Annotated in this window: 10 protein-coding genes; 7 read left to right on the top strand and 3 right to left on the bottom strand. The window is 39.4% G+C overall.

Annotation, left to right across the window (positions count from 1 at the left end):
• Positions 1 to 84: 84 nt before the first annotated feature.
• On the top strand, positions 85 to 576 hold the full coding sequence (locus tag J671_RS07865; protein ID WP_031981906.1) for a hypothetical protein: 492 nt from the start codon (positions 85 to 87) through the stop codon (positions 574 to 576).
• A gap of 46 nt (positions 577 to 622) precedes the next feature.
• Here the strand turns inward: J671_RS07865 and fadA are convergent, their stop codons facing one another.
• Together fadA and fadB are read right to left on the bottom strand one after the other, a co-directional pair.
• A complete protein-coding gene (gene fadA / locus J671_RS07860) occupies positions 623 to 1,795 on the bottom strand; it encodes an acetyl-CoA C-acyltransferase FadA (protein WP_002157046.1) in 1,173 nt (390 codons plus the stop codon).
• Positions 1,796 to 1,807: 12 nt separating this feature from the next.
• Positions 1,808 to 3,961, bottom strand: a complete 2,154-nt coding sequence (fadB, locus tag J671_RS07855) for a fatty acid oxidation complex subunit alpha FadB (RefSeq protein ID WP_031981904.1) — start codon at positions 3,959 to 3,961, stop codon at positions 1,808 to 1,810.
• A gap of 482 nt (positions 3,962 to 4,443) precedes the next feature.
• Between fadB and J671_RS07850 the strand changes: the two genes are divergently transcribed.
• On the top strand, positions 4,444 to 5,448 hold the full coding sequence (locus J671_RS07850; RefSeq protein ID WP_031955868.1) for a hypothetical protein: 1,005 nt from the start codon (positions 4,444 to 4,446) through the stop codon (positions 5,446 to 5,448).
• A gap of 170 nt (positions 5,449 to 5,618) precedes the next feature.
• The gene (gene lpxO / locus J671_RS07845; RefSeq protein ID WP_004699120.1) at positions 5,619 to 6,533 is read left to right on the top strand and encodes a lipid A hydroxylase LpxO; all 915 of its coding nucleotides are present in this window, start codon (positions 5,619 to 5,621) and stop codon (positions 6,531 to 6,533) included.
• Positions 6,534 to 6,705: 172 nt separating this feature from the next.
• Here lpxO and J671_RS07840 read toward each other — a convergent pair whose 3' ends face one another.
• Positions 6,706 to 6,990, bottom strand: coding sequence for a hypothetical protein (locus J671_RS07840; protein ID WP_031981901.1), 285 nt, complete (start codon positions 6,988 to 6,990; stop codon positions 6,706 to 6,708).
• An 881-nt stretch (positions 6,991 to 7,871) separates the two neighbouring features.
• Between J671_RS07840 and J671_RS07835 the strand changes: the two genes are divergently transcribed.
• From J671_RS07835 to pgsA, 4 genes are all read left to right on the top strand, one after another.
• Entirely contained in the window at positions 7,872 to 8,402 is a 531-nt protein-coding gene (locus tag J671_RS07835; protein WP_004883575.1) for a CHAP domain-containing protein, read from the top strand.
• A gap of 133 nt (positions 8,403 to 8,535) precedes the next feature.
• Complete coding sequence (uvrC, locus tag J671_RS07830) at positions 8,536 to 10,335, top strand: excinuclease ABC subunit UvrC (RefSeq protein WP_031944813.1); 1,800 nt, start codon at positions 8,536 to 8,538, stop codon at positions 10,333 to 10,335.
• Positions 10,336 to 10,455: 120 nt separating this feature from the next.
• Positions 10,456 to 11,250, top strand: a complete 795-nt coding sequence (locus tag J671_RS07825) for a thioesterase family protein (RefSeq protein ID WP_031981899.1) — start codon at positions 10,456 to 10,458, stop codon at positions 11,248 to 11,250.
• Between the two features lie 118 nt (positions 11,251 to 11,368).
• On the top strand, positions 11,369 to 11,956 hold the full coding sequence (gene pgsA, locus J671_RS07820) for a CDP-diacylglycerol--glycerol-3-phosphate 3-phosphatidyltransferase (protein ID WP_002156973.1): 588 nt from the start codon (positions 11,369 to 11,371) through the stop codon (positions 11,954 to 11,956).
• The last annotated feature ends 17 nt before the right edge of the window (positions 11,957 to 11,973 follow it).

The following is an 11,973-nucleotide window of genomic DNA, read 5'->3' as shown; positions in this document are numbered from 1 at the left end:
TTTGTTGTAGCCTATTTATAGAGACCTTTATTTGAATCTTCATCTTTTGATTGAAATAGGATGACTGATTTTTTGGAGCTAGTTATGAACTTTCTAAAACAATCAGCTTTAATCGCTGCATTTGCTTTTATGGGTTTACCAACTGTTCAGGCAGAAGAAGTAACGACTTTACCCACTATTCGCGTTATGGCTGAATCTGAGCTACGTGATGAGGTGGGCTTTGTGCCGTTTCAAGAAGATAAGAAGGTACGCCAAGCACTACAACACCATGAATATAAAATACATCACGATATACAGAATGCTTTAGTCCCAGAAGGGATGACGACCATAGATTATCAGCCCGTTATGGCGCAGCCTGATCTCTCACAACTTTCTCCATTTTTACGAGAATATATTCTAGCGGTAGCGGGCGGGATTCAGTCTTCTGACCCAACCAATGGTCTTTTTGAAATGTTAAAGCCGTTGAACATTAAACGAAGTAATGTTGATGCTTATCGCGATGGTACGATGAAAGTAAATTTAAATGATATTTTGAAATTACAGCAACAAATCCAAGATGGTTTAAAAGGCCGGTAAAATAAAAATCCCCGCATTGAGCGGGGATTTTTTATCTTGGTGTTAATTAAACACGTTCGATAATCGTTGCGATACCTTGACCAAGGCCGATACACATGGTCGCAAGACCGATTTGAGTATCTTGTTGTTCCATTACGTTTAACAACGTAGTGGTGATACGAGCACCTGAACAGCCTAGTGGGTGACCAAGAGCGATTGCACCACCATTTAAGTTCACGATGTCTTGTTTGTCATAAAGACCTAAGCCCTTAAGAACAGACAAGCCTTGTGCAGCAAATGCTTCATTTAACTCAACAGTCTGAATATCAGCAATTGATAAGCCAGCACGCTTAAGCGCTTTTTGAGTCGCTGGAACTGGGCCGTAACCCATGATTGCTGCGTCACAGCCTGCTACTGCCATAGAGCGAATTACAGCACGTGGTTTTAAACCTAATGCTTGTGCACGTTCAGCAGACATAAGCAACATTGCAGAAGCACCGTCAGAAAGAGCAGAAGAAGTTGCTGCTGTTACTGAACCACCTTTAGGGTCAAATACAGGTTTTAATGCTTTGAATGCTTCAAGGTTTGCATCTGGACGAATTACTTCGTCGATGTCGCAAAGGATTTTGAAACCATTTGCATCGTGACCTTCAACACCAACGATTTCATTTTTGAAACGACCTTCTTGTGTTGCAGCCCAAGCACGGCGGTGAGATTCAACACCGAACGCATCTTGTTCTTCACGAGTAATGCCGTTCATACGACCTAACATTTCAGCAGTTAAGCCCATCATGTTAGATGCTTTAGCATAGTGTTTAGATGCTTCTGGGTTAAGGTCGATGCCGTGCATCATACCTACATGGCCCATGTGCTCTACACCACCAATAATGAAGATGTCACCTTGGTTAGTCGCAATTTGTGCTGCGGCAGTGTGGATTGCCTGCATAGACGAACCACAAAGACGGTTTACTGTTTGACCAGCAACAGTTTTAGGCAAGTCAGCCAATAAACCGATGTTACGGCCAATGTTCATACCTTGTTCTAGAGTCTGGTTTACACAGCCCCAGATCAGGTCTTCAACTTCGTTTACATCAAACTGGTTACGGGCAACGAGCGCACGTACAAGTTCAGCAGATAAACTGTCGGCACGTACATTACGGAACATACCGTTTTTAGATTTGCCCATGGCAGAACGAACGCCATCAACAATCACAACGTCACGTGGATTTAAAGTAGCCATTCACGTCGCTCCTTAACCGTAGAATTTTTTATTGTTAGCAGCCATGTCGCGCAACATTTGCGGCGCTTCATAAGCCTTACCTAAGTGTGCGTATTTATCGCAAAGTGCAACGTATTCAGCAACACCTGTTTGGTCGATGTAACGGCATGGACCACCACGGAATGGAGGGAAACCTACACCCATGATCATTGCCATATCTGCTTCAGATGCAGTTGCTACAATCTTGTCTTCCAAGCAACGAACTGTTTCGTTACAGAAAGCAAGCATCATACGGTCAATGATTTCTTGGTTATCAAATTCGCGTTTTTCGCCAGTTACGAACGGAGCAATCACTTCATACGCTGTTGGATCAACAGTTTTTGCTTTCTTGCCTTTCTTGTCGAGTTCGTATTTGTAGAAACCTACGTCATTCTTTTGACCAAGACGCTTCGCTTCATACATTGCTTGGATTGCGCCTTTGTAGTCTGGCTTCATACGGTCAGGGAAACCTTCAGCCATTACTTCTGCACCATGCACACCTGTATCAATACCTACAACATCGATCAGGTAAGCAGGGCCCATTGGCCAACCAAACTTAGACATTACATTGTCGATTTGTTGGAAGTCTGCGCCGTCTTTTACAAGAAGGTCAAATGCACCGAAGTAAGGGAACAATACACGGTTAACCAAGAACCCTGGGCAGTCATTTACAACGATTGGTGTTTTACCCATTTTTTGAGCAAGAACGACTGTCGTTGCAATTGCTTCTTCAGAAGTCTTTTCACCACGAATAACTTCTACAAGCGGCATCATGTGAACTGGGTTGAAGAAGTGCATACCAACGAAGTTTTCAGGACGTTGTAATGCTTTTGCCAAACGTGTAATTGAAATTGTAGAAGTATTAGAAGCAATGATCGTGTTTTCACGAACATTTTTCTCAGTTTCTGCAAGTACGATTTCTTTAACTTTTGGATTTTCAGTTACCGCTTCGATCACGATGTCGACTTCTTTAAACTCTTCGTAGCTTAAAGTAGGACGAATACGTGCAAGTGTTTCACCCATTTGAGCAGGTTTCATTTTCTTGCGTTCAACTTGCTTAGTTAACAAGTTGTTCGCTTCTGACATACCTAGTGCAAGTTGTGGGTTACCAATATCTTTCATGATAATTGGAGTGCCTTTGCTTGCTGCTTGGTAAGCAATACCACCACCCATAATACCTGCACCTAGAACAGCTGCTTGGTTTACAGGGTGAGCACCTTTTTCATGTTGTTTAGATGCCTTTTTCACAACTTGGTCATTGATGAATAGACCAATCAATGCGCCAGCTTGTGGAGTAATTGCTGCTTTAGCAAAACCTTCAGCTTCAGCTTTTAATGCTTCATCACGTGCAAGGCTTGCACCAGCTTGTAATGAATCAAGTAATAGTTTTGGAGCAGGGTATTGAGCAGGATTTGCTTTAGCAAGTACCGCACCTTTTGCTGTGTTGAACGCCATCATTTGTTCAAGCGGATTCAATTTTACAGCTTCAAGTTTCTCTTGGCGTTTTGCTTTCCAGTTTAAACGACCAGAAATTGCTTGTTTAACCAAGTCAGTTGCAGCATCAAGTAATTTGTCCGCAGCGACAACCGCATCTACAGCACCATCTTTAAGCGCAGCAGCTGGTTTTTTAGGAGCAGCCATTGCCATCCATTCAACCGCATTATCGATACCAATAAGACGGCTTAAACGAACACTACCACCGAAACCTGGGTAAATGCCGAGTTTAATTTCTGGTAAACCCACTTGTGCAGCTTCTGACATCACGCGATAGTCACAAACTAAACACATTTCAAAACCGCCGCCTAAAGCCATGCCATTAATAGCAGCAACTTTTGGAATGTCTAAATCTTCAAAACTATTGAAGATTTCGTGAACAGGCATAAGCCAGTCAACAATCGCTTTTTCGCCTTGTGCGAAGTTTTCACCAAACTCGGTAATATCTGCACCTACAATAAATGTAGATTTACCAGAAGTTACGACTAAGCCTTTAATATCGTTATTAGCTTTTACAGCCGCGATAGCAGCTTTGAAATCTTCAATTGTTGCACGGTTAAATTTATTGACCGACTCACCTTGTAAGTCAAAGCGGAATTCTGCAATTCCGTCCGCAAGCATTTGGACGGTAATGGCATTGCCAGCGTGGATCATGCCTGATCTCCTTAGTTTTGGAGGATTTCTAAGTTGATGTTATGAAGCGTGTGTACAGCTCCGGTACACATTTATGCTTCGCTAATCTTACGATAACTATATCTAAAAAGAAGCCAACAAGTTGTATCAAGCCGTGACGCAAGGGTCATCAATTGTCTGTAAATAATTTTTTTTAATTTATTTATATGAAAAATATGTTTTTTTATAGGTAATAATAGCTTGATAAGTAAGGGTTGAAGGGCCCATAAGAGAATGTAGTAAACAATGAAAGGAATGATAAAAGAACAATGAAATAATAGAATTCTTTATGGGGTAAACGCATGTATATGTATGGAAGAATGATAAAGACTGTTGAATAACTCAATTTTTTGAATTGGTAATAAAAATTAAAATCTTATGTGAATTATTAGACAGAAAGGGTTGTCTATTTTTTTATCTTTCGATAAACTTTATGTTATAAAAATGTTAGATAAAGTAATATTATGTTAAAAAATAAGTTTGTAATTTTAGCCATCCTACCAATGATGTTAAGTGCGTGTGGCGGTGGTGGTTCTAGTGATAATAATTCCGTAAATAACGATCAAAGTAGCGCATCACAAGATTCTACGGCGAACGGAAGTCGTTACTATTTTATGGATTACAATGCGAATGAAACAGATGAGTTAAATATTTCCTATTTTGAAATATTCAATAAAAAATCAACAGATGGGTCTTCTAATCAAGCTTTAGGTGAGTATTTGCTCACAGAGAAAAAACTCTATCTTCCAACTGATCAAGCCATTAATGTTATGAATATTAATTCGCTAACGGATTGGACACTGGATCTTATTGGTGATGTTAAAGAGGATTGGAAACTTCAGAGAGTTAATCTTTCTGGTCAGAATATGTTTGACGCTGTTTTACCGGGTTATCGAGCAGTAGGCTTTCCAGTAAATGATGCAAGTACAACTAATGGACGTATATTTCTTAATACTTATGGACAGAATAAATTTCCTGACGGAAGTAGTTGCTATCGTTTAATTTCAAAAAAATCTAATCAAGAGTCTTTTGCATTCAATGTCGGTCAAGATTATGAAATTAACCAGAGTTTTGACGAGTTCGATGCAGACAATGCTTCGTACCTTAATTATTTAAATCAAACTAATCCATTCGGCTTTACTTATAAAGCAGTTAAAGGAACATGGCAAACAGTTCAGTGGACGACAATTTATGATACTAGTCTAGGTTTTGCTGCGAGCGATAGTGTTGCGGTGCAATATCAAGGTAAGCCATACACAGCAAGTTATACAAGTAATATTGGTTGGACTGCTGATCAAGAAGTTAAGCATTGGGAAACATACCTAAAAAATGCCAATGATCCCCAACGCATCCGTTTTGCTCAGTTAAGAATTGCACAATTGAAATCAGGCTGTTATGTCTATAATGAAACCGCTGCAAGAGCACTTGTTTCTCTAAATGCGTTAAATTGGAAACCCTATCAAAACTAATTTAAAGCCTGATTTTAAGAAATCTCAAGAATAAATATTCTTGAGATTTCTTTTTGCTAAAAATAATAGTTAATCATATGAGTCTGAATTTTCTTCGAGAGTTTGTTATTATTTCTCCGATTTTAAATTTCTTCGAAGTATTTTAAAGATGCTTAAATGCGAGTAACTATATGATTAAGTGGATCGTATTAGCGATTTTTGTAATATCTGCATTGTATATCCAACATCGCGGCAAAGTGCGTCACTCGTTTTATCGTCAATTTTTTGACCATTCAACCTTGCTCGCACCGATTAACTTTTTAATGTACATCTTTTCAAAGGTACCGAATCAGCCTTATATCGACACTCAACACTTCAAAGATTTAAAAGTGTTAGATGAAAATTGGGAAATGATTCGAGACGAAGCGAAAGCTTTATATGACCAAGGTGGGATTAAAGCATCGAGTACCTACAATGACTTAGGTTTTAACTCATTCTTTAAAACAGGATGGAAACGTTTTTACCTCAAGTGGTATGAATCAAGTCATCCTTCAGCTGCTGAGCTTTGCCCAAAAACAACGGCTTTACTCAAAACATTACCGACCATTAAAGCGGCAATGTTTACCGAACTTGCTCCTGATAGCCGTTTGGTTAGACACCGTGACCCCTATGCAGGCTCACTTCGTTATCACTTGGGTTTAATTACACCAAATGATGATCGCTGTTTTATTGATGTAGATGGTGAAAGATACTCTTGGCGAGATGGCCAAAGTGTTGTATTTGATGAAACGTATATTCACTATGCTGAAAATAAGACTGATCAAAACCGTATTATTTTCTTCGCGGACGTTGAGCGTCCGATGAAAGTGAAATGGATGGAACGTTTCAACCATTGGTTTGGCCGTAATGTAATGACTGCGGCAAGTTCACCGAATGAAACAGGTGACCAAACAGGGGGCTTAAATAAAGCCTTTGGTTATGTTTACCAAATTCGTATTAAAGCTAAAGCTTTAAAAGCTAAAAACCGTAAGTTGTATTACTTCTTGAAGTGGTTCCTCATGCTTGGAATTTTCTTCCTGATTTTTGTACGACCATATGTATTTTAATTAAAGCGCCCGAAATAAAAATTCTGCGTGATTGAATTAAGCCACACTTTCGAGTGTGGTTTTTTTGTGGAAAGTTTCTGAGAGGCCTCTGTGCCACAACAGACTTTAATTTTTTGCGCTGATTTAAAGTAATCAACCATTGCGACACAGAGATAAAGAGCTAAGCCAATGCTTAGCCCAGACTACTTTTGTCACATCGCTGCATGGTGCTTAAAAAAGTAGGGACAAAGTCCTGTGGGAGAACAGGACTTTGCAAACTGACATGTTCTAGGCGTTGCATCATTTTCGGGGAATAAGCTTTTTCAAGTTGCTGGTAAATACAGTCACAACTGGTTTTGCTGTGCTCACCCGATAGGCAAATTTTTTCAAACTCCTGCTGAGTGTGTAAATTGCAACCCGAACTACCCAAGCTACCTAGAACTAAACTAAAAGTTAAAATAGATTTATAAGTTTTCATATTATTCTCATAATGATTTATATCTATGAGTAGAATAAAAATATAATGGGTTTAAATGGTTAAAATAAATTTTAGTTAATAATTAATCCTCCTAAAAACAGGAAAATAAAATGATTAAAATTTTTAAAATAAAAGTAATTTATAGATATAAAAATAAGGCATAAAACCAAATTTTAAATAAATAAAATAATTAAATTGGAGAGAAAACAAGTTTGAATAATGGCATGGCCAACTCCTTAAAAAATGGAGTCCTACCACCAGATTACCGCGAATTAATTAGGGTGGTAGAACGGAAAGGGGTTGACAGACTGGGATCCATAGAACCAGCACGCACGGGGCGTCCCCCAACCGTCCTACCGCAAAGAAGGGGGACGCAAGGGTCCAGCGAATTATAGCAGAACTATAATCCGTGGTGGATCAACGGTCTGTCAAAACCGACTGGCAATGTAGGCCAGCAACGAGATAATAATAGTTAAAATGAAAAGCGTCAATTATTAAAAGGGATTTTTATTTAAAATAAATGTGATTTATTTTTATTAAATTTTTTTATTTTAAATATTATTTTGGGAAATGTTTATAATATTTAAAATTTCTAATTAATCTGAAGTTTTATATAAGTGTTTGGTCGGTTGAAATGAATTTGATTGATTGGTTGTAGCTAAGTATTTTGCTTTTATAAGAGGATATCTTTGCCTCAATATTTATAGAAAGATTAAAGGGCCAGAAAAGGTATTTTTTTATAAAATAAAAACGATAAATTCATTTTGTGACTCATTTCACAGTGCTGGCAATTTGTTACAACTATTAAAAGCCAACGCATAATTTTGATTCTACAATTGCTCCGTTTTTTCGAAGACTGATTAGCGGAAGTAGGTTTCAAAATGGCTCATGCTCATCACGTAGCTCATGCACATGTTCACCATATTAAATTGAGAAAAGAAGAAAGTTCTCAGGGTGACTTAAAAACGAAAGTGATGTTAAACAAAGCTTCTGCTGAGACTAAAAAGCATGGCCGAACGACTTCTAAAAGACATAAAGTAGAAGATCAAAACATTGATCTACATAAGTTCTCAAGCAAACTTGAAAGCATGTCAGCAAAGCACAGCAAAGAGAAATGTGCCAAGAATATCCGTATTGCTCTACAAGCAGCAGGTGCAGATGTTTCCAAGCATCCAGTAGCTGCATCTGACTGGGGACATACCTTAGAAAAGAACGGCTATAAGAAAATCAAACCGGCATTTAACCGTCCTCAAGAAGGGGATATCTATATTATTGAACGCACCAGTGGACATACCTACGGACACATTGCTGGCTATACGGGTAATGGTTGGTTCTCAGATTTTCGTCAAAAAACCTATGCGGTATATAAAGAAAAAGACGTGAAATATAGTTACTATCGCCTCGATTCTTAAGGAAGCACGACACATATTGTCGGGCTAATTCATGATGTGTTTTCAAATTTAGGTTCTGCCACAGTAAAGCACTTGAAAAGTAAAGGTGAAAACATCACATTAGGTATTCAATATTAAGCCATGTATGCCAATAGTGAATCAAAACGCTCGTCCCCATATTGAAAAAATTTTAGCTAACCTGACCCAACTTCCAGGCGTTTATAAGATGCTAGGGAAAGAGGGAGAGTTGTTATATGTGGGTAAAGCTAAAAACCTAAAAAATCGGGTATCGAGTTATTTTGTCAAAACTATTGAGCATCCGAAAACTCAGGCTTTAGTTGCACGAATTTATGATATTGAAACGCTCGTTACGCGTTCAGAAACTGAAGCGCTGCTTTTAGAACAAAACTTAATTAAGCAACATCGTCCGCCTTATAACATTATGCTGCGTGACGATAAGTCATACGTTTATATCTTTGTATCGGCAGATAAACCTTATCCGCGAATTGCCAGTGGACGTGGCAAAGGTAAGCACCAAATCGGGAAGTTCTTTGGCCCGTATCCAAGTGCTTATAGTGCCCGAGATACCTTACTGGTTTTACAAAAGCTTTTTAATGTGCGCCAATGTGAAAATACTTACTTCTCACAGCGCAAGCGTCCATGTTTGCAATATCAAATCAAACGTTGCTCGGCCCCATGTGTAGGCTTAGTCTCACCAGAAGATTACAAAGAAGACGTCAATAACAGTATTCGCTTCTTACAAGGTGATACCAAAGAATTAAATCAAGAACTGATTGCGAAAATGGAGCAGGCAGCGGCAGATCTTGAATTTGAAAAAGCTGTTTTTTATCGAGACCGTTTGTCTTTGCTCCGTGAAGTACAAGCACAGCAAGCTGTTTTCAAAGTGAAAGGTGAGGCGGATATTTTAGCCATTGCCTATCAGGCTGGAGTGACATGTGTGCAGATTATGCATGTGCGTAATGGTCGTATGTTAGGCGGCAAAAGTTATTTCCCTGACATGTTGGGCGATGACCTTGGTCAAATGCTAAGTGACTTCATGGCAAACTTTTACTTTCAGGTTGCCGATGAAGTACCAAGCGAACTGATTGTGAATACTGCCTTACCTGACCGTAAAGAGTTGGAAGAAGCTTTAGCACAGCAGTTTGGAAAGAAAGTACAGATTAAGAGCAATGTGCGAGAAACACGTGCCGAATGGTTAGAACTTGCCGAAATGAATGTTCAACATGCGATTAAAGGGCAGTTGAGTAATCATTTAGAACTTAATGAGCGTTTCCACCAACTTGAGCAGGTGGTTGGCCGTCCGATCGATCGTATTGAGTGTTTTGATATTAGCCATACCATGGGTGAAGCGCCTATTGCATCGTGTGTGGTGTTTGACCAAGGCGGTGCACGTAAACGCGATTATCGACAATTTGCCATTCAAGATATTACCGCAGGCGATGATTACGCTGCGATGCGACAAGCTTTAACACGTCGTTATAAAAAGGCAATGTTGCCGGATTTACTTTTAATTGATGGTGGTAAAGGCCAGCTCCATATGGCTATGGAAGTTATGCAAGATCTTGGACTTGATGCTTTTATGATTGGTGTTTCAAAAGGTGAGGGACGTAAACCGGGCCTTGAAACGCTTCATTTTACTGATGGCACAAAAATCCAGTTACCTGAAGATAACAAGGCACTACATTTGATTCAACAGGTACGTGATGAAGCTCATCGCTTTGCCATTACCAAACACCGCGCTAAACGCGACAAACGCCGTAGTACTTCAGTTTTAGAGGCCATTCCGGGCTTAGGACCTAAACGCCGTCGAGATTTATTAACACATTTTGGTGGGATTCAAGGGGTGTTAAAAGCATCGGAAAAAGAATTGACGGTAGTGCCGGGCTTGGGTGAAGTGATGGCAAGAACGATTTATAAAATTTTGCATGAGTAGTCATGTCTTACTTATGTGAGTGACAAAAGCGCTCGTAAATTAATAGCTGAATGATCATTCACATGTTGGTCAAAATGATGAAAGATATTTCTTAATCACGCGCATGATTTAGGGATAGGAATGTCGTTATTACAACTATTTGAAGATGTAAAACAAAATGAATGGATTGATATACCCGCAGGATGGTTACAGGGCCGCACCGTTTTTGGGGGGCTTGTTGCAGGGTTATTAATGCAAAAGGCATGTTCCTATATTCAAGATTCAAATAAAAGGCTGTTAAGTTGTAGTGTTACTTTTGTAGGACCTGTACAACAAGGCGCTGCCCGATTGACTATTGAAGTTTTAAGAGAAGGAAAGTCAGTCACTACGCTTGAAGCGCGGTTATGGCAAGATGATGCAGTACAAACCATTTTGGTTGCAAGTTTTGGCGTGTCTCGTGTGTCGAGTATTGAGGTAAAACAAGAACCCATAGCACCTGCTTATGTACAACCAGAAAATTTAACCGTCATTCCTTTTGCGAAACATATGCCGGAATGCTTTCAGCATTTTGAAGTCTGTTGGGCTGAGGGTAATTATCCGGTAACGGCAAGTGGGCATCCTGACTTTGGTGGTTGGTCAAGGTTCTCACCAGAACAACATGAAAATCGTCAAATGACATTACCTGATTTGATTGTACTTATGGATATTTGGCCGCCGGGTGTATTGCCAATGTTTAAGCAAGTTGCGCCAGCAAGCTCTTTAACATGGCACATTACTTATGTTCATCCAGTTCAGCATCAGTTGTGCGACTGGTTTAAATATAAAGTCACGACTGAATATGCAGCTGAGGGTTATTCCACAGAATATGCATATCTTTGGGATCAAAATGATCATTTAATTGCAATCTTGCGGCAAACTGTTACGGTATTTACCTAAGTAATCTACTTTCTCGATTCACATATTTCGTATAAAGTGGCTGTTACAGATAGATACAATATTGAAGTATGTGTCGTTGTCTGTTAAAAGATGCGTGAAGACTAAATTGGCGGTGTTTATGACCACAGGGCGAATCCTGAATATCCCAAATATCCTAACTTTGGCGCGTATCGCGCTTATTCCTGTATTTTTGGTGATTGCATATTGGCCGCCTGCAATAGGTATTGGTGAGCACGTAGGAAGTATGACGCGTCATATTATCTTGACGGCTATTTTTGTGTTGGCTGCCGTAACTGACTGGTTTGATGGCTACCTAGCACGAACTTTGAACCAGACTTCAGCATTTGGCCGATTCTTAGACCCAGTTGCAGACAAACTTATGGTGGCAGCTGCACTTATTGTTTTAGTGCAGTGGAAACCGACAATTGCGATGGCTTTTGCTGCAATTGTTATTATTTCACGAGAAATTACTGTTTCTGCTTTACGTGAATGGATGGCAGAGCTCGGTGCACGAACCAGTGTAGCAGTGTCAACTGTAGGTAAATATAAGACCGCATTTCAAATGATTGCGATTAGTGTATTTCTACTGAATTGGCAGCCTTTAGAAATGCTGGCTTATGCTTTGTTATATACCGCTGTGATTCTCACTTTATGGTCAATGTTTATTTATTTAAAAGCAGCGTGGCCATATCTAAAACAACCCTAATGTCAGGTTGAATGATT

This window comes from Acinetobacter sp. 1130196 (genome assembly GCF_000588095.1).
Lineage (GTDB): Bacteria > Pseudomonadota > Gammaproteobacteria > Pseudomonadales > Moraxellaceae > Acinetobacter > Acinetobacter nosocomialis.
Note: the sequence above shows the minus strand (reverse complement) of the source record. Positions and strands in the feature narration are given on the sequence as shown.

What these genes read in the sequence shown, in the direction of transcription:
- J671_RS07865 (WP_031981906.1), top strand. Translation starts at nt 85, where the DNA reads ATGAACTTTCTAAAACAATCAGCTTTAATCGCTGCATTTGCTTTTATG.
- fadA (WP_002157046.1), bottom strand. Translation starts at nt 1,795, where the DNA reads ATGGCTACTTTAAATCCACGTGACGTTGTGATTGTTGATGGCGTTCGT.
- fadB (WP_031981904.1), bottom strand. Translation starts at nt 3,961, where the DNA reads ATGATCCACGCTGGCAATGCCATTACCGTCCAAATGCTTGCGGACGGA.
- J671_RS07850 (WP_031955868.1), top strand. Translation starts at nt 4,444, where the DNA reads ATGTTAAAAAATAAGTTTGTAATTTTAGCCATCCTACCAATGATGTTA.
- lpxO (WP_004699120.1), top strand. Translation starts at nt 5,619, where the DNA reads ATGATTAAGTGGATCGTATTAGCGATTTTTGTAATATCTGCATTGTAT.
- J671_RS07840 (WP_031981901.1), bottom strand. Translation starts at nt 6,990, where the DNA reads ATGAAAACTTATAAATCTATTTTAACTTTTAGTTTAGTTCTAGGTAGC.
- J671_RS07835 (WP_004883575.1), top strand. Translation starts at nt 7,872, where the DNA reads ATGGCTCATGCTCATCACGTAGCTCATGCACATGTTCACCATATTAAA.
- J671_RS07825 (WP_031981899.1), top strand. Translation starts at nt 10,456, where the DNA reads ATGTCGTTATTACAACTATTTGAAGATGTAAAACAAAATGAATGGATT.
- pgsA (WP_002156973.1), top strand. Translation starts at nt 11,369, where the DNA reads ATGACCACAGGGCGAATCCTGAATATCCCAAATATCCTAACTTTGGCG.